A 20,548-nucleotide genomic window follows, 5' to 3' on the forward strand; every position below is an offset into this window, starting at 1 on the left:
GAGTGAAGGTTATTTGAAGTCGTCTTGACGGGCGAAATGGCGGGTGTCAATTTGGCATCAAACTGCTGAGTCATGGAGGACGTGTGAAGATCACGATCAATGTGTTCTTGCTTAAGGCAGGAAGAACTGTTCTCGACGCGTTGACTGATGAATCCAGGCTGCGGCCCATTTCATTTTCACTGCAGGGCGTCGAGTGCCTCTTCTACCACCAGACCAATCCGTCTCACCCGAAATGGACACAGCTGTTCAGCAATATTGAGGAAGTCGCGCAGCTGGATCTGACAGGCCGGTCGCTCAAGGCGCTCCTGGTCATGGCGGTTCAGGATCGAGTGTTTTGCTTCACGTTCGGTCACGCCCGGCATCTGATTGATGCACTTGGAATCGAGCGCTATTTTGGACTGAGAACAGCGTTAAGCCTGACGGATCCGCTACTCATCAAGTCAGTGGAAAAGGCGAGCATTGATCGAACTCCGCTGCGTTCAAAAGCGCAATCTTCAAAGCACTTGGCCATTTCGGAGTTCGATTTTAAATTCGACTCGGAGATTCTCAAGTCGCTCACTGGAGTGGTTGAGAGCGACCAGGATGAAGGCGAGTATGTGAGTGGCTCGGACTCCTTGGCTTTGCACTCCGATGTCAGGCTCGAACAACTTCCCGAGATCGCTGCTCGTCTACTGACGGCTTATGAGGACGAGCGATGCAAGGAAAAGTACCCGTGGATGGACTTCATTGTCCCGGTACGAGATGCAACGCTCGTGGCGCAGCTTGATGAGCAACTGGTGGTTGCGATTAACGCTCAAGAGTTTGATCGAGTCCGCGCGGCAGCTCCCCAGCTATTATCTGATGACATTAGCGGCTTTGGTTATCTGAGGCACCGTGCGCGATCGCGTAACGGCCCTGCGATTGCCTACGATCTGGATCTTCGACAGGTGCTCCTGGCCAAGCAGATCCTTGGTGCGGTCACGCTGCAATCGCTGAGTTCGGAGCGCATCTACCTGTATGGGGCGGACGAGCAGCAACTCGCTGCCTGGCCCGTGTACGGTTGCCTTGAGGCGGAGATCGAATTCGAAGAAAAGATCTACCTGCTCAGCGAGGGGGATTGGTACCAGATTGATCGAGACTACACGGGCCAGGTAAACCAATACTTCGAAGCGGCTTCCAGATCTACCCTCCAGTTCCCTCGGTACGGTACCGACCAAGAAGGCCCGTACTTAAGACGGGTCGTCGACAACGTAAATTTCTTTCTGCTTGATCAGAAGCTGATTCGTTTGAACGGTGCTGCGAGTCCATTTGAGTTCTGTGACCTGATGACGCCGCAATACGACATCATCCACGTAAAAAAATACTCATCGTCCAGCGTCTTGAGCCATCTGTTCTCCCAGGCGTACGTGTCCGCTGAGGCGCTTATCAATGATCCCGACGTAACGGCGCAGGTTAATAGACATCTCGCTCAGGAGGGGGAGTTTCAGTTCGTATTCGACTCGGCCACACAGCCTAGAAACAAGATAGTGTTCGCCATCATGCAACCCAACGAAGTCCTGCATATGCCATTCTTCTCAAAGGTCAACTTCAGGCAGTTTTCCCAGCGATTGATCGCTATGGGCTACCAGGTTGAGGTGTGCAGGATTGGTAACTGAAAACAAGGGCGCTCTCACCTACACCAGGAGGCCTCGCAGCCCATAGCTTGGAAGAGACTGCCGAACTGGTTCAGGTGTCTCCGGTTTTTTCGGAGTCGCTGCCTTATTGATCAGTGACGAACATCACTAGGCACGGAGGTTTTTGTGAAAGGTAAAAGCTCAGTTTTCTACACATGAGCCGATAGCCAGAAGTGGCGTGGAACCTTTGAGTATCGAAGCTAAGGTGAGTGAGCGTGAGCTATGAACGCTTGCTCTCAACGGTTGTCTCAACCGTGGAAGGATGGCATTCATTCGCTTCTGAAGAAGGGGGAGTGTTCACTCAAGCTCCCTATCTGTATACTGATTGACAAACTGAAAGCTCGAACGCCTGCAAAAATTTCCTAGGCTTCGATGAGCTGCAAGCACTAACCCTACCGATTGTGCTTAGCTTAGCTTACATGCTAATTTGAATTATCCATGCCGTTTCTTGAGAGAAGCCATGAGTCTGATTGCACTGATTGAGCTCACCAATCGTAGAAAATATGAAGCCTCTGACGTTCGCGCCGCGCGAATGGAAGAGAGCCGAGAGCGCCTGCGCCAATACGACCAAGAGATTGAGAAGCGTATCGCTTCCCAAGCCGTGAGCCAGGCCCTGCTAGCTAAGACCTGCAGCCTCTAACCTATTCTCGAAGGAAAAAGCAGCCGGATGGCTGCTTTTTTTATGCCTATGACTCCGTACCTTGTTTCTGAATTCGCGAAGCCGACGATCACCAATCTTGTCAGGGAATGCTTTGGGTATGACTTTCCGGACATTTTCAGCAAGGATCAGGTCGACTACCTGTTTACCTATCTGACCTGCCTGGAAGCCAAGACAGTGCTTCTGGAGTTCAACTACGTCGACAAGGACTACCTGGAAGACTTTTCACGCTACTACGTTAAGCGCTTCGGCAACGACGGCCACAAATGTGCGCGCCTCCATTTTTTCTCTTCGTCCGTCGATCACCGTACGATTACATCGATTTTGAAGCGTGGTGAAGCTGCTCAGGCCGAAATCGATGACCTGAACAGCGACTACCTTGGCTTTATGGTGATCAAACCGTTGCCTCGAACTTTCATTGGGAAGACCTGCCTGAAGGTCATGCCGGATGAACGAAGCGAGAGCAAACGTAAGCGACGACTCGCTCGTGAATACAGCGTCGACCTGTTCGGGATCTCGCTCAAGGTGGAGTCGATTGCCTTTCAGGAACAAGACAAGGTGGTTGCCGCCTGTGCAACGACGGCTATTTGGGCTTCCTTGCATGCGCTGAAATTGCGTAGCACACGCAGTATCCACTCGTGCAGCGAGATCACGATCAACGCCATCAACCATGTTGAAGACTCATCCAACAGCTTTCCGAATCAACAACTGAGCAACAAGCAAATTTTGCGCTCATTAGACGTTGAAGGATTGCGCTACCACGCCAAGAGTATGGAAGCACCTGACAAGCCTTATTTCCTGCAGTCAGTGATTGCGCATATCAACAGCTCGCTTCCCATGATTCTCACAGGCGAAGTGTTTTCCCAGGTGCTTACGGCTCCTAACGCGGCTGCAAATGATGCCAGCCTGGACTGTGCTTCGACTGGTCCGGAAACCGCGAGTGAGTCGCAAGCACAGGATGTGACTGACAGTCATGGTGGGCAAACAGCTAAGCCTGTGTTCAAAGCCCGTGGCGGACACGCCATTTGTGTGGTGGGCTACAAGGTTGATCAGGACGAACAGGTTTTATACGTCCATGATGACCGGCTGGGGCCCTATGCCCGGGCCAAGCTGATTGGAATTGATGGGTATAACTTGATAGAAGGCTCGGCTCCACGCGACATCAAGTGGGCGCTTGGCCTGCAACGGATGAACGAGGCGGGTGGTTGGGGTGAGCCACATGAACTGATCACCCCTGATTTTTCCGTGGTTCCTTGCGACAGGAAAGCACGTCTTCCTTTTATATACGTGTATGAAACCTCCAATCTCATCGTCAAAGAACTGAAGAATATGGCAGGTGGCGAGCCATTGGATTTTTTAAGCTACGAAATTGAGCTGCGTGAAATTTCTGATATCCGCAGTGAGGTGTTGGCACATATTCCCGACACTAAAAACCATCATAGTGATGAGGTTCTTGATGCCAGTCCGGAGCAAGTAGAGGCATGGCAAGCGAAAAAAGTCGAATTCCTGACGACCAGTTATGCTCGCCTTCAGTGGGTTGTGTCATTTAACAACGAAGACATTCCGCTCTTCAAAGTGCTGATCGATGCGAGCGAAATTCCTCAAGGGAATGCTGTCTCCGCCATTCTTGCCTATGACATTTTTATGGGCGAGGCGTTGCTCGATTTGATCCGGCAAAGTGCTGATCCGGATGTGGTGGAGGTCAACTCCGGTCACTTTTATCAGTCTTTCCTTCGACGTTTGAAAGCAGACGAATCAAGCCGTACAACGTATCTGGACAAGACCTATGGCTCGCCACGCGCCCCAAAAAATTTACGTGCAAGTGAGTTCGAAGGTGGGAATATAGTACTGAATAGTACGCTGGAGACCTTGTACGAGCCTAATGGAATAAAGCTGTTGGACATGTTCCCGACCTTCGCAAGCGGTGAAGTCGGCAATTTGATCTGGGCAGTTTCTCTGGATGGTGATTTGTTAATCGCCGCCGAGCATGACGGTCGTGGACATCCCAGTATCACGGGTTTCAAGCCCGCTCGAATAGCGGGTGAGATCAGGCGTCCTACAGAAGGCGAATCGCTCCTCATTAATGTGGAGTCAGGACGTTACAGTCGCGACTACGTCAATCGGATTGAGCTATTGGAGAATGCAAAAAAACGCTTTGAACGCTATTTCCCTGAGCAAACGTTCGAGATCCAGATAATAGAAGGTCGCTGAGCGGGTGGCGTTGAGCTCGTAGCCGCCATTACTACTCATGTTGCGCACCGCCGGGATGCAGATGCGCCCGTTTTTCTCATGAAAAGTGAAGGTGTTCGTGCCGGCGCCGATTGATCTAGTTGCCGAAATGCTACTGATCCAGTCTGACTCATCTCGAACCTTCGCCTACGCTGGATTTGTACCAATTTGAAGGTGGGGCTGTCTTGCGTCGGCACGTGGGTCAATTCGGTGTCGGCGTGAACAGTAGTGATACCCAACCGGCAGAAGGTGGACGTGGATGGGTTACGGCAGACTCTCAAAGCCTGGTGCCCTCGAAGCCGCAAATTTGATTACACTGGGCCACCACAATATAGGAGCTATACCCATGAAAACCTGTACCGTTTTTGGGGATATGCAGTCCGACAGTGCCGCCGAACAATACCCGACCGTGACCCTGTGTAATGAATGCGTCGAGCAGGACGCCCTGGCCGAAGAGGATAATCAAATTGTCAGCCAGGGAGCCTACGACGAGTCTTTCGGCGACAGCTGTGAGTGGTGCGGAATCACCAGCGCCGAGGAAGAGGGTGCCGTGCAGTAGCGGCTAGGTCTAGGTATAGGTGCCTCGGATCTAGGCCTCTCTCAGAGCCCCACCTAAACAAGCCTCCACAAAGGGCGGTTTTTCTGTCTACACAGGCTCAGTTTTCGTTGCCTGCATGCACCTCGTACGGGGTGAAGCGGATCACTTCTTGGTCCAGCCATTCATTGATCTGCATCAGCCTGGCCTGCTCTCGTTCAATCTCATTCATAGACCATACCTGAGTTGCGTCACGCACCGCCCGGAACCCTCCTGCGTTCTGCGGGGCCACGCCCATTAACTGCGGCGGTATGCGCAGCATGGCCACTCGTTTTTACCATTCAGTTCGGTGTACCTATTTCCCTGAACTGAGTTCAACACTGGTGACACAAAAAAACCGACACGCCTAGGTCAGAACGCGGAAAACTGAGCGATAAGACCGGGATTGGTTGTATATCGATAGCCCTCGGCTATATCGCTGGCAGGATTCTGTTGTAAAGCGATTTTTACTTTGACGCGCTGCAGAAGGAAGCTACTACGGTATTTTTCGTTCATGCCGGTAGCCCCCGCGACGGACTCGTTAACGAGATCAAGAGCCTCCTCTAACTTGCCCAGCTCGAGTTTTACCTGCGACAAATTGTGAGCCAACCAAATCCGGCCGCTCTTGTCTTCTATCGTATCGAGGATAGTCTCCGCTTCTGCGTAGCGACCAAGTTTATAAAGCGCCTCGCCCCATTTGCGCTTTTGATAGATGTTTGGCGCTTTCAGCGTCTCAAAAGCGTCTAGAGCGCGGTTCAGGTAAACGGCTTCGTCGTCGACGCCCGCTGCGAGCAGCATGATCTCCGCATAGCCGCCCCGACTCTGGTCATCGTCTAGCATCAACGGTGTTGGTTCGGGCAGGCGCGCCAGTACGCTTTCGACCCGCTCCGGTGCATGCCAGACCAGCGCTCGGACAAAGCTAGCGACAGAGTGATAGCCTTGCGGTATACCGATGGCGGCACTGTACAGCGCTTCCCTTAGAAACAGCTCCTCATGCTGTTCGATAAGGTCACCAGCCCAGGTCTGACGAGCGCCATTGAGCGCGTCGCCTAAAGCCATCAGCAGTGAGGGAGACACGGCTCCGTTGTCCAGCTTCGTATTGATGATCTCTGACGCATATCGTTTTGCCGTCTCATAGTCTTGAGGCCTGCGACCGACAGACCGCACCAGTTGAAGTTTGGCATCATTAAGCGAGTGGCTGGCGACCACCTCCTCGAACAAGCGCTCTGCTTCGGCATGTTTCCCCAGGTTACGGAGCGTTTTTGCATGGTGGTGCTTGATTACAGCGGCTTGACGTGCACTGAGGTCAGCCATGGCCTCAAGATCGCCGTAGGCCTGCACGACCGTTCCTAGCCATTCTACGGCAACCACTTCCCCTGACGCTTGCCAGAGATAGCGTTCCTTTGCTTCGATTGTCTCGAGGACGACCAGGATGGCCACGTCGTTGTTGGCCGCGCCCAACGCCTTGAGCCGCTGAGCCTCTTCCAATGGGTTGGGCAGCAAATGGATCTGAATGGCGCTGCCTATCCAGACCATCGACAAAGCGTATAGGAATGCCGGACGACGATCACCATTCTCGACATTACTGGCGATCTTGCCCTTCAGTTGCGATGCGATCAGCTGTAAGCCATGTCCGTCCTCGCGGATCTGCTGGAGAATGAACGCCTCGAGCTTACTGTCGATTTGTCGTGCCTTCTCTTCGGTTAGCCAATCCAATGAACTAAGGGCGGTGAAGACGATATCGTGGATGCGGATCGACGCTTCGTTCTCGGGGGCAGTCAGTCCGTGACGCTCGAATGCTCTCAAGCGAAGCGGTCCGATAACGTACTTGAAAAACGCGCGATCGCAGTGACTCTGGCCCGCCCACTGGAACAGGCACAGCTCTTCCCCTAGTGCCGGTTTCAGCCGTCCGAGAATTCGGTCAGCAAGCCGTGCGCCACCAACCGGTAGATTAGCGACATTGGCGCAGTCCTCGGCGAGTTCGTTCCACGACACGCCCTCGTACGCGGCGGCATTAAGCATCACCAAGCTAAGAGGATGACCGCCGACTGCGCGCCAGATCGTCTGGAACTCCTCCATAGACGGCTGGGTATCAAGCCCCTTACCAAGCAATTCGCGAGCCTGTAGCTCTTTCATAGTAGGCATAGCGAACGCTCCAGGTGACGTGTTTTGCCGTGTGATCAGAATCCGAGAGTTCGGTCCACATAATGCGGCTAACTGTTCTACCACGAGGCTCGGGTTTGCATCGTCTACGACTAAGAATGTGCGGTTCCTGCGTAACAGAGCACTGACGTTACGCTCGGCACCGCCGCGCTGGACCGGAACCGACGAGAGCCGTTCGACACTGTCGATGTCGCGACCGCTGACCCAGAACCTGTACTCGAAACGGTGTTCGCTACGCAGTAGACAGGCGGCTGCGGCTTGTGACTTGCCAATGCCGCCAATGCCGCCGATCTCGACACACGGCGTTGTTTCTAGGAGCCGGTCCAGTTCTGCGTCGATCGCCTCATTTTTAACATAAAGCGCGCTCAGCGGCGGAGCGTTCAATGACGCGGGGTGGTCATCGCGGATCTCAGCCAGGACGGGTAGATGCTGGGCCAGGTCGTCGATCGCGTCGTCACGTAGCATCAGCGTGTCAATGATGGCCTCGGCGATAGCGCGGCTGTCCATCAGGTGGAGGCGTCGCCCGACCATGCGATCCTGCTGGAGGGCCGCATTTACCATCGCTTCGATTACGCCAGTTTCTGCGCGCTGCGAACTCAGCAGATAGATGTCTTCGGCCAATGGTGCCAGCGTGAGAGTGTGGTCGAGATCGCTCCAAGGCTTTTTCATTGCGCCCGAAAAATAACCCTTCACGATCGACGCCTCGACGACGATCCGGCCATCTTCGGAAACGGCATCCAACGCTCCCCCGACGGGGCTGCCGCCTACTGACGAACCGCGCTGCACCAACCTGACATCGTTCATTCGCTCAATCAGAATGACCCCAAAACGCTCGAAGATAGAGCCAGGTGCCAAGATGCCAAGCGAGTCAATCACGCGCTGGATGAGCAGATTGCGGGTTTGCGGATTCATGAAGTGTTCCGGGTATTAGTAGATCTGAGGCGACGTGCCACGGCCGCTTAGTTCGTTGCCGGAGAGTCTCGCAACAAAGGTTCGACCAATTGCCAGATATCGCGCGCAACCGCACTTGGCAACTGGTCCGCGTCGATAAGATGACAGCGTCTCGGGTTCTCGTGTGCCACCGTTAGTAGCCCGTCTTGGATGGCCGCGAAATCCCGCGTCGCTTCCGCCGGGTCGGCAACGCCGTCGTGACGCTGACCCCGCCGATGCTTTGCAACCTCGATCGGAAGGTCGAGGATGATCGTCAGATCCGGGAATGTGGATCCCACGACAATGTCGCGGGTCGACCGGAATAACTGGTGCAGGTCGACGTCGGATACCGCAACCTGAAACGCGTAAGTCGAATCGATGAAGCGATCGGAGATGACCCACTGGCCATTCGCTAATGCTGGCCGGATAATACTTTGTACGTGATCAAATCGAGCAGCGCTTACCAGCAAGAGCTGCTCTACGGGATCGAGTCGGCGGTCGGGCCGTGTCAGGATCGCCCTCACTTCCGCACCCAGTTGTCCACCATCCGGTTCCTTTGTCTGTAGCACCGATTGACCGGCGCTTCTCAGATGCTCAACAAGTAGCTTAACCTGCTCGGTCTTCCCGCTACCGTCGATGCCCTCGATACTTATAAATGGCATGTGCGTCCTTTCTGCTCAAACACAAGGAAGTGGTACTTAATGAAGCGTTCGAATACAGTTGCATTCGTATCCGCCGGTATGTTGTCGCCGAAGAAGCGCGATCATATGCTTGCGCGCCGGCAGCTATATCTCAACTACGGTGCATTATCGCTGGCAACGATCCTAGATGCCATTGGGACCGAGACCCTGCTGTTGCATGGCGAGCACAGCGAACCCGCCGACGTGCTTGGCGTGCTGCTTGATAAAGGCGTATTTCCGTCTCGGTTGCCAATAATGCTATCCATCCCCAGCTTCTATGCGCTTCCGTGGGCGCAGACTTTTTGCCGGCTAGTGCGTAGCGTTGATCCAGACGCCAGAATCATTGTTGGGGGACGTTGGGTAGTTGGGCCCGATCCTGACTGGTTGCATGCGAAACTGCCTGAGGCGAACCTACTCGTCCCAGGGCTGGCAGAACCGCTTATAGCAAGCCTCCTCACGAACTCCCCGGACTTGCGCCGCCTGCCTGCGCCAACACCAGATTTTGTCTTGAAGCATCCCTTGATATCAGGTTTCGAGCGCTATCAACCGAGTATCGAGGCATCGCGCGGGTGTGGCATGGGCTGCGCCTTCTGTGAGGAGCGAGATATCCGGCTTGAGAAGCTACGTGCGCCGGAGCAGATTGCAAGTGCATTTGCGGCGGTTGCTAGCCAGTATGGCGACAGCGAGATCCGACCCTATTTCCAGTCATCGATGTTCGCGCCTAATGAGAAATGGGGAACAGGCCTAGCGAATGCCTTTCGGGCAGCGGGCCTCAATGTCCAGTGGCGGACGGAAAGCCGCGTCGATGCGCTCACGCCTGAAACGATCGCCTGTCTCGCCGAGGCAGGTATGAAGGTACTCGATCTCGGGCTCGAAACGGCGTCGCCGACGCAGATCCTGAACATGCGCAAATCGCCCAATCCGGATCGCTACTTAGAGCGAGCGTCTACTTTGCTCAAAGCATGCAGCGATCATGGCATCGCCGCCAAGGTCAATGTCTTGCTTTATGCCGGGGAAACGACCAAGACTTTAGATGAAACGCGTTCGTTTCTCGATGAGCACAAGGGTTCGATTACCGGAGTCTCGGTCGGCCCGGTCGTGGCCTATGGCCCACCGAAAACTGCGGACATTCTTTTGCGTGAATGGTCGAGGAGCGGTGCTGCGCCGGTCGACCCAAGTAGCGCGAACGACAGCGGGATATCAATGATTCATCTCAGCCATGATTTCGACGCAAAGTCGGCTGAGGCCGCAAGCTTGGAATTGTCTAGGCGCTACATGGATGCAGACGCATATTTCTACCTGAAGAGCTTCTCTTATTACCCGCGCGACTATACGCGTGCGGACTTTGATTGTGATATTGCGGCAAGCGATACATCGCAGTTGCCGTTTCGCGCCTTTCCACGTCTCCCGTCCTGACTGGAAGAAAATGTCGATGGGCAGGCATCTGTATCGCTGAGCATGAACAAACTGACCCTGCCTCGATTCCACGTACGGCAACAAGTTGGAAGCATCAGATGTATAGGGTGTCGAGATGAGAGATAGCAATGCGCCCAAGCGGGAGTACACGGACGGGTTTAGTGCGGAGGCGGTAGGCTGGCCAAATCAGTAGCGTGCGCGTTTAGATGTTTCGCTCGCCGAGTTCGATGGTATTAGCAGTCTTCGTAAACCATGGTTTTACAGAGCTAGCTGCTACCGCGGGCGCGGCTTAGGCCGCAATTAGCCTGAAGCAGTAAGGAGATCTATAAAGGGAACGATCAGCACCGTACGGATCGCCATCGAAAGCAAATTACCAATATATGAAGCAGATATTTCGGTAATCGCCCAGTAATTGTGCAGAGTAATGGCGGGGCGATCAGCGCATCCAGCAGGGCACTTGTGATGATCACGGTAGCGCTGCCGCCGTTGGTCAATACGGCGGCGGGCACCATGGACACCAAAAGTAAGTAGGTCGGCTATCTGTCTGGGCCCGACCAGCTGCGCGAATATCTCAAAAAACTGGATTTAGCCGGCCAACACATCTGAGAAGCAAAGTAATGGAAAAGTTCGGTGGCCGGCACGTCGGCGTATGGTGCACCTCATTTTTTTGTCCTATCCAGTCGCAAGCACGCCTGTGGCAAGTCGGTGAATTTTTGTTATTACACCAGGCGCCGCATTTGGGCTTTGACGACAAGTTGTCAGCTCTGGTAACAGGCAGAGTATCGATGAGCGGGATGAGAGGAATTTCGTCCCCTCCGGTCTCAGGCGTAATGATTGATGCACCAACCACTGTGGCCTGATCAGGAAGCGGGGGAGTAATCCCCCCCTTCAGGATGAAGACTCCTAGTCGGCGATGAAGCCCCGCGTTCTCCATGTAGCCCGGACATAATCCGGAAATTTGTAACCTTCGCCTAGGGTCAGCCTATCTGCATGATCCGAGACGATGATTTGCGGAGTTACGCCTGTCTTCTTGCCGGTTTCATCACAGAACTTGGCCAACTGGGTGAACATGTTTGTCACAGCACTCATGTCTGCGTCGACTGCGTTTTCACGCTTGGCCTGTTTTGAAAGTTCTTGAGCATCGAAATCCTCTGCGTCATCCAGTGAGGCAGGGAAGTACACTTGGGTGGGCTGATCAAGGAACAGGATTGGTGGGATCTTGCACCCTTTGTTCGACAGCGCCGCGAACTGGTAGTGCAGGGACATGAACAAGGCGAGGTGAGAGTACAGCCAGTTCGCACCGCTGCCCATCGAGCGTAGGTAAACCCGAGTGTTCTGATTCTGCTGATACCAAAGGTCGAACGTTTCAACGTCAAAGCGCAGCTTCGAAGGCTTGTACGTTTCCTCGAAATCGAAGTGGTTGCCAAGCTCACACATCTTGGCGTCGATCTCATTGCTTAACGTTTTCAACCTGTCCTTGATGTCGTATTTCTCAAGTAAGCCGGCCAGGCGATCAACCTCAGTGCGCAGATTTTTTTCTTCAGTCGCCAGCTCCGACTCAGGTTTGTCCAACTGATCTTGAATGGCGATTTCAAGCCGAAGCTTGGCCTTGGTGGCCTGCTCATCGATCGATTTGGATGTCTTGAGCTTGGCAATTTCTTCATCGAGTGGCTGGATGTCGGCCTGGATACGACGCAGCTCTGCGTTCACCTTATCGAGCGCTTCCTGAATGTTTCGGCGCTCTGCAGCGAAACTCTCCCGAGCATAGGCGGACAGCTTGAGTTCGTCATTCAACCACTCAATAGCGCCTACGAGTTTGTTTGCTTCCATGGCGGGGGTGCTGGTATGAGCCTCGCAAAGCGGGCAATGAGCTTCGGACAGCTCAATGGAATCGGGCAATGTCTCAGCGGTCATGCTCAAGCTGAATTGTGTTGCAGAAGTCAGAGACTCATTGACCAGCCTCATCTGTCCCTGCAGCTTGCGCTTTTCGATGAGCGCAGCGATTCGTTGAGAGTGAAGTTCAGCCCGACGCATTTCAACCTGATCTGAGAGCACGTCGATTTTGACGGAACGCCCGGAAATCATCTTCAGCATCGTCGCGGGTTTGCTGTAGATGTCCTCAGCCGTGGCATCGACTAGAGGAAGACCTGCCAAGGACTTGAACTCGATTAGGTAACGGTTGTAACGAGCGATCGCAGCTTCTTTGCGCTGAGCTTGCTTGGGAATCTGCGCCTGGATTTTTTTGAGTTCGTGCTTGGCAACCTCATGATCCCGGTACAGATCGAAATAAGCTTCGTCCACAAGACCCATCAGAATCTTGAAGTGATTGATCGCCTGGTCACGTTTTTCCTTCTCATCGAAGCGGTAGAAAATCGCGTGCTTGTTGGCCACTAGGTTTTGATGCTGGAGCATGAAGGAGGAAAAACTGCGTACCGATGGAGTGGCTGATTTGTTGCGGCCGGCCGCTTTCAGGTACGGGTCTTCGTCGATGTTTTCCAGCGTGATCGCAAAATAGCGCCCAAGGCTTTTCTTGAAGTCTGCCAGTGGCATGTAGTGCTTGGGATCGAAGAAGGCCTTGGGTTGCTCGATTAGTTGGAGCAATTGATCTGGGTCGGAGCCTTGTACCTCAAGCAAAAAGCAGCGGTCGGATTTTTTCTTGCGTGCGGCCACGATGAAGTAGCTGGGAAATTGCAACGCAATGAAAAAGGTCTCGGCGCGCTCAGTGATCGTGCCCACCGGAATTGTGTCTTCGGTGCTGCCGAGGCAATAGTCGAATATTTCCAGGATCGCACTTTTTCCAGTGGATGACTTGCCAGTGATGACGTTGAGCCCAGGCTCCAGTCGCACTTTGTGAATTTTTTCTTGAGTGTCGACTACGCCGATGTACCGCAGAAAGCATTTCATAGAGACTTGAATCCTAACGTCCTGTAGATGGAAACGACGTCTGCCTCTGCGCAGACCATGGAAAGACGGCGGGCGGCTTCGAGTTGTTTGGGGTTGGCATTGGAGGCCCTGACGTCCCCGACCGACTTCACAGTTAGGTCGTCGGTGATCTCGATGCTTTGCTCTGCTTGAAGGACAAGTAGAGCGGCGTTGGTGAGGGATTTGAACTGCTGGGTGTTGTGGGTGAGCCCTACCAGCCGCGACTGCTCTTTGCAGAGCGTGCGCAGGTTGCTGGTCTTCCTCACGGCCAGCAGGTACGTTTGCATGGCCGGGTACAGCACCATGGGCAGCACCAGATAGCTCAACAGCAGGTCTCGTTCCCTAGGTTCGGAATGGGCGAAGAAGTTGTGGATCACCGGTGCCAGTGCGATGGGGGAACGCTGAAGCGTGAAAAGGTGTTCAATGGGTTTTGCACTCATTTCCAGAGCCTCCAGTGAAACTCCTTCGCTGAGCTTGCGGGCACTGAATCTGCGAGCATGTGGTAGATGCCATTGCGGAACTCAACGGGCGTGTCTTCGTAGTTTCGAAAGCCCACGACATCCAATTCACAGCGCGCGTAGTAGAACTTGAGGGATTCCTGCTTCAGTTTCGAAACCGACCAGGTTTCGTCGCAACCGATCATCAGTTTTGCCCTGCTGGCACTATGAGTGCGCATATGGTTCTTGCTGTAGCTTTCCACGTCGCTCTGTGACGTGGTGCAGTCCTTGATCAGCTCGGCAATGTATTCGTGGGCATGAAGCAGATCGGCAGTTGCCTCAAGAATAAGCTCCTCCTCGCCGCCGATCTCATCTAGCTTTTGGGCGTAAATGCGGTCACGCACATTCATCTCAGCAGCTTCCCGCTCGATCTCCTCAGTGTTGACACGGGGAAACTTCACCGAGCCAATCAGGTAGCGGGCGGTGAGCTCTGTGAATTTGCTGTCGAATTCCGCGGTGGTGAACCGCCATCCTTCTGTGACCTTAACGGCGCTGGTCATGAAGCCAAAGAGGTCATTCAAGAAGTCGTCCATGCGATGCTCATGGATGCTTTTAAGATGGGCCCTCTTGTACCTGGCGATCAAGCCAAGCAGGTCAGGTTGCTCGGTGATGATCTTGACCTTGGGCAGAGCCTCCATCAGCGACTCACGCATGGCTTTTGCCATCACCTTGCGCTGCAGGGTCAGCGCCTTAGAAGGCCCTGGAGTTTTTCCTCCTGTACCACCTTCCTCGCTTTGGTCAGCAGTTGCCTCTTTCTCCTGCTTGGCCTTTTCGAAGCGAGCCTCCGCATCCTGGAGGATACTTTCCAGCGCAGCCAGACGCTGATCAGTATTCCACTGATACCAATCTTTGATAGCTGCTCGCTCACCATAGGCCTGAGTCGTCAGCAGGATCAGGTTGGCGTATTGCTGATGATTGAAATCAGGCTTTAGCCAGTTATTGAGGGTGTTCCAGAGGTTTTCATGGCTGTCGGTCAGGCTGTCGCTGTACTCCTTAACCTCAACCTGATCACGGCCTTCGACGGTGACATCGCCAAACACCTCGATCCAAAGGACATCGTCCTTATCAAGGGTATGGCAGTAGTCGATCGCTACGTGGATTTGGTACTTCAGGGCTTCGTAGAGCTTTGATGCGTCAAAATCGAGCTTCGCGTTCACAGCAACTCCAATCTTGGAAAACAAGATTGGCCAGTGAGTAGCTAACTTCGCCATCCTGGCCAGGAAAATCCACGATACTGTATTGATATACAGGTTGAATGTATTCAGAGCGCAATCTTATCAGCCCAAGCTGGCTAAACGCCATATTGAGTCATGCTGATACGTCCCTGGTTCATAGACACCATTGAGCGGCAGCTTTTGGCCGGGTAGCGACGGTCTGACCTCCGCCGTCGCTGTGGATGGTCAAACCTATCTGCTCCGCCATTTCCAGGGCACCATCGACCTCAATACCCAGATATCTGGGTGCTTTTAGTTTCGTATGTCGAGGTGACTGAGGATCTCGATCAGTGCCCCTTGCGGTCAGGACATAGAACAACACTGCTATATCTGGAACAGCTTGAATGGCAATCAAACCTATGTCGGTAACGTCTGCATTTGGTCCCGGTGTCTGGTTGATTAGGCGCATCAGAGTGAGAAGCGACATGATGAGTTAGAGAGGGCTAGCATAGGCGGGTGTTATCGGGGCTGCTGCATGGATAAACGCCGACAGCCGCGTGGGTCAGTCTTGCTGCAGCAGGTCGAGCAGGAAGTCCATGAGCAGGTACGGCTTTTCGAAACAGGCATCAATGAGTGTATGGACGAAGAGTGTGCCGTCGTCCAGCATGAAGGGGATGGCGGAGCGATCGATCTTGAAGGTCTTCAAGCGCTTACGTGCGTTGCCTTTCTGGCTGAAATCGTCGGCGCGTAGGTCAAACTCTTCGTGGGTGTAGAAAATGAATTCGTGGTCGATATGCGAAACGAATAACCGGCCGCCGTCGATGAAATACTCCAAGTGGATCATACGGGTCACTGCGCAATCTTCAAGCAGTTCTGGGACGTGGGCGATTTCCTCAAAGGTCATGCTGTTCGCAGTGATCGAACACCAAGTTTTATCCTCACTGTCCGGTCTGTAAAAGGTCGAAACCGAGGGCCGTACAGCAGCACTATCGTTCGGCAAACTGCTTTTGCGGAGTACTGTACGCAGCACTGTCCCGTCCGGTTGTCGGGGCAGATTGTCCACCGTTAGCGGTACCGTGATGATCTGATAGCCTAGGGTGACGAATATGTGTTTGTCCGTTTCAATCAATACATCGTTGCTGGCTAGCAGGGCTAGGTCTTTAATTAGTCCCTCATTGCGCAGGCGCTCGAACAGCCTTAGTACATGCTCTGGGGTGTTTTCGATAAGCAGTTGCAGCGGTCGTTGCGGGTCGAGGATCCTATTGGGTATTCCTATTAGTAGTTTGGTATCCAGGGTGACTGAGTACAAGTTGTATTTGCTGTACTGCGTGTCGGTCTCAAGCAAGTCGACTTCCGCGGCCTTGTAGTACTGGTAAAGTTGCGTGGATTTTTGCGGCACACGCATGTATCTGCGTTCCTCGCGTTGCTCTGCACAGTGCGCTTCATACACGATGCGCAGCAACTTGGTGAGGAAGAAGTTGTTCTTGCACTGGCGAGCAGCGAAGTCCTTTGCGGCCACCAAGGTGGAGCAAAAATCGTCGTAGGAGCGCAGGGCCCGCTCTTGCAGGCTCTCGAAGCACACATCATCGAGTTCACGCTTCTTGAATTCTATTTCGCGGCGGTTATAGGTAGGATCGATATGAAGCCGCTCCAACTCTCCTTCGAGCCTGTTGCGTTCTAAGCGCAGGATGCTGTCCATGAAAGCTGCTTCTTGTACGGCCTCCTGCAACCATGGTATGGCGTTCTCGAATAGCGTCGCGTCATTGTCTAGGAAACAATCTGTGATCAGGTCGAATGTTCCGCCTTCGCAGCTGAAGTCATCTTGCAAACAACGCAGGCTTATCTGAAGGCGCTCCTCGCTGAGTGAGTCGAAGTAGCTTGCAAGTGCAGCGGGCAGCTTCATGATGAATGAATCCTGAACTATGGGAGATATTTAAGGCGTAGTAGGCATTATGTTGGATTGGCTGTCGGGTGACACTCGCTTGGCAGGGCAGCAGCCATCGGACTGTTTCTACTCCAAGCTCAATGAGGCCCGTTTTTCGTTGCGGTCGTTGTCCAAGGGGTGATCAATCATATCCGCCTGTCCCCCCCCATGAAAACTATTACGACCTGCAGCTATCAACCGCGGAACAGAGGAAATTGGTCGAGCAGAAAGTCCCACTCCGACTCAAAGATAACTGGTCCATTCGGGTGAGGCCGCGATCTAGCGCTCTTCCATCTAGCCATCGAAAGCAAATCGCGGACCTGCGATTTGACTAGGTTGCGCGTACGCGACGTTCCCCACGGGAACATGTCTCAGCGCGAGCCATCGTCATGCAGCAGAAAACCCAACGCCCCGTGCAATTAGATAACACCGAGCAAACGCGGGTAGCTTGCGCTCTTTAGCCAATGACTCATTTAGCGCGTGAGGCTCGGTTAATTGAGAGGGTGCTTCAATCCTTCACCGGACTATAGGTGAGTTCAAATCAGTGCCAGTAGTCTCAGGCGGGGTGTCACTGTCGAGCACCTGGAATCGGACATAACCTTCGACCTGAGTTTACGTTGTAGTTGCCTTTCCCATGCCACGGCAAGGGAGAGGGATGCCGGCTTTGCGACAAGCTTTGGCGACGGCGACGTCGGAAACACCAATTTCGTGGGCCAGTTTGACCATGGGTGTTTGCCATACTTTTTCGAACAGTTCCTTGACGGTAAAACTCACGAATGTGTACATGCAATCTGCCACCTTTGCTCATCGCCAATTATGGATCACAGCATGGGGACGTTAAATTCCGGTGAACGCAGGGTGAAACAGCCCTATGAGGATGTCCGGGGCTCTTTCGTCGTGTACGCTGGAAAAGACAACTTCGACTCGTTTGGCGTGTGCTCGTAGGTCGAGGACAGCACCGCACTGAGTCGATCGCCCAGCAAGTTCCAGGCGTTTTTCTTCTCGTCGGCATAGTCGTGATGCAGGTAATGGCGCCTCACCCGAGAGCCGGCCAGCACATGGTTTTGGCAGCGATCGATGATATCCAGGCTAACGCCTAAGGCTTGCATCATGGTCGCCCCCGTACGGCGCAGGTCATGCGGAGTCCAGTCGCCGTTTTGGCCGTCGGCAAGGACCAGGGTATCGTCATGGCACCGTCTGGAGAGGGCCTTGCGGTTTTTGAACCGAGCCTGGCGATCACCGACCTGTTTACTCACCACCTTTACGTCCACATGCCCATCATCCTGCTTGTTGGGAAAGCACCATTGCGAGTCGCCCGTCAGGATTTTGAGTTCCTGAAAGAAATGCAGGGCGAAGGGGGAGAGGAAAACATGGTGGTCTTGTTTCTTGCCCCGGGCGCCTTTGACGTTTTCGCTGGGGAGGAACCAGGTCTGCTGGTCTAGATCGACATTTTTCCATTCGGCCTGCAGCAACTCGCCAATCCGGCATAGCGTGCCCAGGCTGATCCAGAGCGCAAGCTGTGTTTCCTTCTTTAGCGGTCGAATGCCGTCGTATTTTTGGCCCGCGGGGAGGGCGTCGTAATCGGCGGTCATTTGCTGGAAGCGGGTGTGCAGTTCCAACAGCTCAGCCGGGGAAAGGATGCGGCTTCTTTCCGCTTCGTAGTCGGCAGGGATCAAGGGGGAGATGTCGACCAGTTCCGTCGGATCGCCCTCGACCAGTAACGCCCGCCAGGGCTGGCGCTTTCTGGCCCAGCTGAACATCTGGGTGAGGTCGGCGAAGAAACTGATGGCTTGTCGGTGAGCGCCGCGGTTGACCACGGTGCGGATCAGCGCCCGAACATCGTGTTCCGACACACTGCTCACCGCCGTTTTGCCGAGGGCCGGGTATAGGTCCTTGTTAAAACGGCGCTGCAATTCGGCATTGCCGTCTTTACGCGCGACGCCATCCAACAGCCAGGCCTTGGCCAGATCCTGGACGGTCAGTGTTTGCGCCTTCGACGTCTTTACCTGTTCGGCCTCTATATCAGCCGCGGCGTATGCCTGTGTCTTGGCGGTCTTCTTTTGCTCGTTAGGATTGATTTGCTCATCGATGAGCGCCCGGGCTTGGTTGCGTGCCTTGCGGATGTCCGTCAGGGATTTGCGCGGCCAGGTTCCGCAGGCGTACTCTTTGTTCTGGTTGCCCCACCGATAGCGATAGAAAAAGCTGACCGACACACCGTCCTTACGGACGGAGATTCGCCCGGCCAGATTGCCGTCCTCCCGGAGGATTCGGCCGGCATCGTTGGCGCTCAGCGACTCGAGTTCTTTGATGGTGATTTTGGCCATAAAATGGATTCCCCCTACTTTTACCCCCACAAAAACGTCGGCTCTTGATGGACGTTACTAGACTCTCGTGGAGCAGAACACCGCTGGAGCTCAAGTAAATACTAGCTTGGAAAAATCCAGAGTAAAATTTTGGAGTCTTTCAAAAAGTACGAAAAAGGAGATGGGGTGCTAGGGGTCGAGTGTTCGAATCACTCCGTCCCGACCATATTTTCTGTGTAAAATCAGATACTTAAGCCGATCATCTAGATCGGCTTTTTTGTGCCTGCGCAAAACCCGCGCAAATTCTCTATTTTTCACGCCTGCTTCCTCTTCAGAATTGACGCCCCCAAGTTCGCTCCGTTGGCTCTATATCGAATACGAAACCTATTGCGTCGGTGTCGAACTGGACGATATGTGGAAAATCTACGGCGGAAAGGAAGGCGCCACGGAAGAGCAACTGAGGACCGGAAAGTCAGCGACGAATCTACCAATCCGAACACGTCATGGCCAGTGAGCTCGCCTTCAGCTTGACCGGTCCACAACGCAAAATGGTATCGGCGATTCAGCGGATGATTTCCGTGGCGGAGTTGTCGGCGAATCGGGGATCACCGGTATCCGCAGGAGTCTGTGAGGATGGGGGTGAAAAATGACCATCTCGATTTTCCATTCGCAACCTGATGGTTGACGCTGGGGCCGGAACTGTCACCGGCCACCTTCGTGGTACTGCTGGAAAACTCAAAAGCCCCTGAGAGGATTGAATCTAACCTGGATCAACAATAAGCGACTGTTTTTAAGCGATTTTTTTGTTTTTTATCTTCCCAGACGAAGCGAAAGTTGATAAATTCCCGCGCATCTTACAGAGGCCCTTACAGAGGCCCTTACAGGGCTTATAGCGTAAGGTCGCAGCATCTCGATGTTGCTCGCAAGCTGCAAAATCAGGAATAGAGTGCTGGGCACTCGTAGCAACAGATACAGGGGCGTCGCCAAGCGGTAAGGCAGCAGGTTTTGATCCTGCCATGCGTTGGTTCGAATCCAGCCGCCCCTGCCATTTTCCTTATACTCATTCCGGTATAACTCAGCCGACATGCTCGAAAGCATGTACCGGCGCGTCCGCAGAGCGCCATTGCGGTAATAGAATCTTCAAGCGTCCTGCTCGTAGGTCTGCGCTAATATCCCACATCGATTTCATTGCAATACCGTAACCGTGAACCGCCCACTCTCGAGCAACGGCGCCATCATTCGTCTCGCGAGCGTTTGCAAGCGGGACCCTACAACTTTCGACTTTGCCATTTTGGGTGAAGCGCCAGTCGTTCGCAGTCCCGGCGACAGAGTTGAGGACAATGCAGTCGAAACGGCAATTCAATGATGATAAATTTCAAGTCGTTAGCAAGATGTATGGGCGAGAAGGGCGCGCCTGGTCCTGGGCTCGGATGACGGCAACAACTT

The 20,548-nt window shown here is 53.7% G+C and carries 16 protein-coding genes, 1 tRNA gene and 1 pseudogene; 8 read left to right on the forward strand and 10 right to left on the reverse strand.

Annotated features, from left to right (window positions below; all coding sequences use genetic code 11):
* Positions 1-83 precede the first annotated feature (83 nt).
* From PMI27_RS04030 to PMI27_RS04015, 4 genes are all read left to right on the forward strand, one after another.
* Positions 84-1,634 (forward strand): TIGR04141 family sporadically distributed protein, encoded by a 1,551-nt coding sequence (locus tag PMI27_RS04030; protein WP_008145666.1) that lies wholly within the window; start codon positions 84-86, stop codon positions 1,632-1,634.
* A gap of 478 nt (positions 1,635-2,112) precedes the next feature.
* Entirely contained in the window at positions 2,113-2,292 is a 180-nt protein-coding gene (locus PMI27_RS04025; protein ID WP_007992485.1) for a hypothetical protein, read from the forward strand.
* Positions 2,293-2,319: 27 nt separating this feature from the next.
* Positions 2,320-4,521, forward strand: coding sequence for a hypothetical protein (locus tag PMI27_RS04020; protein WP_008145667.1), 2,202 nt, complete (start codon positions 2,320-2,322; stop codon positions 4,519-4,521).
* A gap of 364 nt (positions 4,522-4,885) precedes the next feature.
* The gene (locus PMI27_RS04015) at positions 4,886-5,098 is read left to right on the forward strand and encodes a hypothetical protein (RefSeq protein WP_008145669.1); all 213 of its coding nucleotides are present in this window, start codon (positions 4,886-4,888) and stop codon (positions 5,096-5,098) included.
* A 97-nt stretch (positions 5,099-5,195) separates the two neighbouring features.
* Here PMI27_RS04015 and PMI27_RS30775 read toward each other — a convergent pair whose 3' ends face one another.
* The 3 genes from PMI27_RS30775 to tmk all read right to left on the reverse strand — a co-directional run bounded on the left by PMI27_RS30775 (position 5,196) and on the right by tmk (position 8,868).
* Entirely contained in the window at positions 5,196-5,396 is a 201-nt protein-coding gene (locus PMI27_RS30775) for a hypothetical protein (protein WP_008145670.1), read from the reverse strand.
* Between the two features lie 89 nt (positions 5,397-5,485).
* Positions 5,486-8,188 (reverse strand): tetratricopeptide repeat protein, encoded by a 2,703-nt coding sequence (locus tag PMI27_RS04010; protein WP_008145671.1) that lies wholly within the window; start codon positions 8,186-8,188, stop codon positions 5,486-5,488.
* 47 nt (positions 8,189-8,235) lie between these two features.
* Entirely contained in the window at positions 8,236-8,868 is a 633-nt protein-coding gene (tmk, locus tag PMI27_RS04005) for a dTMP kinase (RefSeq protein WP_008145672.1), read from the reverse strand.
* 39 nt (positions 8,869-8,907) lie between these two features.
* On the opposite strand from tmk, the gene PMI27_RS04000 reads away from it, so the two are divergent.
* Positions 8,908-10,302 (forward strand): B12-binding domain-containing radical SAM protein, encoded by a 1,395-nt coding sequence (locus PMI27_RS04000; RefSeq protein ID WP_008145673.1) that lies wholly within the window; start codon positions 8,908-8,910, stop codon positions 10,300-10,302.
* 903 nt (positions 10,303-11,205) lie between these two features.
* On the opposite strand, the gene PMI27_RS03995 is transcribed toward PMI27_RS04000, so the two are convergent.
* The 4 genes from PMI27_RS03995 to PMI27_RS03980 form a co-directional block, all read right to left on the reverse strand.
* The gene (locus tag PMI27_RS03995; RefSeq protein WP_008145675.1) at positions 11,206-13,206 is read right to left on the reverse strand and encodes a DUF3732 domain-containing protein; all 2,001 of its coding nucleotides are present in this window, start codon (positions 13,204-13,206) and stop codon (positions 11,206-11,208) included.
* On the reverse strand, positions 13,203-13,664 hold the full coding sequence (locus PMI27_RS03990; protein ID WP_008145677.1) for a three component ABC system middle component: 462 nt from the start codon (positions 13,662-13,664) through the stop codon (positions 13,203-13,205). Before PMI27_RS03990 ends, PMI27_RS03995 begins: the two co-directional genes overlap by 4 nt.
* Entirely contained in the window at positions 13,661-14,878 is a 1,218-nt protein-coding gene (locus PMI27_RS03985) for a hypothetical protein (RefSeq protein WP_008145678.1), read from the reverse strand. The genes PMI27_RS03990 and PMI27_RS03985 overlap by 4 nt, the downstream gene beginning before the upstream one ends.
* A 559-nt stretch (positions 14,879-15,437) precedes the next feature.
* Positions 15,438-16,778: a hypothetical protein gene (locus PMI27_RS03980; protein ID WP_008145679.1), complete on the reverse strand. Its 1,341-nt coding sequence runs from the start codon at positions 16,776-16,778 to the stop codon at positions 15,438-15,440.
* A gap of 189 nt (positions 16,779-16,967) precedes the next feature.
* Between PMI27_RS03980 and PMI27_RS32195 the strand changes: the two are divergent.
* Positions 16,968-17,248 (forward strand): annotated as a pseudogene (locus PMI27_RS32195) (integrase); the annotation flags it as partial.
* A gap of 163 nt (positions 17,249-17,411) precedes the next feature.
* On the opposite strand, the gene PMI27_RS31815 reads toward PMI27_RS32195, so the two are convergent.
* On the reverse strand, positions 17,412-17,585 hold the full coding sequence (locus tag PMI27_RS31815; RefSeq protein WP_008145682.1) for a hypothetical protein: 174 nt from the start codon (positions 17,583-17,585) through the stop codon (positions 17,412-17,414).
* 83 nt (positions 17,586-17,668) lie between these two features.
* Positions 17,669-19,123: a tyrosine-type recombinase/integrase gene (locus PMI27_RS03975; protein WP_008145683.1), complete on the reverse strand. Its 1,455-nt coding sequence runs from the start codon at positions 19,121-19,123 to the stop codon at positions 17,669-17,671.
* 482 nt (positions 19,124-19,605) lie between these two features.
* On the opposite strand from PMI27_RS03975, the gene PMI27_RS32560 reads away from it, so the two are divergent.
* Together PMI27_RS32560 and PMI27_RS0229865 are read left to right on the forward strand one after the other, a co-directional pair.
* On the forward strand, positions 19,606-19,752 hold the full coding sequence (locus tag PMI27_RS32560) for a DUF6124 family protein (RefSeq protein WP_443200788.1): 147 nt from the start codon (positions 19,606-19,608) through the stop codon (positions 19,750-19,752).
* Between the two features lie 323 nt (positions 19,753-20,075).
* Positions 20,076-20,150: transfer RNA gene (locus tag PMI27_RS0229865), tRNA-Gln, on the forward strand.
* A gap of 27 nt (positions 20,151-20,177) precedes the next feature.
* Here PMI27_RS0229865 and PMI27_RS30795 read toward each other — a convergent pair.
* Complete coding sequence (locus PMI27_RS30795; protein WP_238545915.1) at positions 20,178-20,465, reverse strand: LysR substrate-binding domain-containing protein; 288 nt, start codon at positions 20,463-20,465, stop codon at positions 20,178-20,180.
* Between the last annotated feature and the right edge of the window lie 83 nt (positions 20,466-20,548).

It is taken from the genome of Pseudomonas sp. GM41(2012), from assembly GCF_000282315.2.
GTDB lineage: Bacteria > Pseudomonadota > Gammaproteobacteria > Pseudomonadales > Pseudomonadaceae > Aquipseudomonas.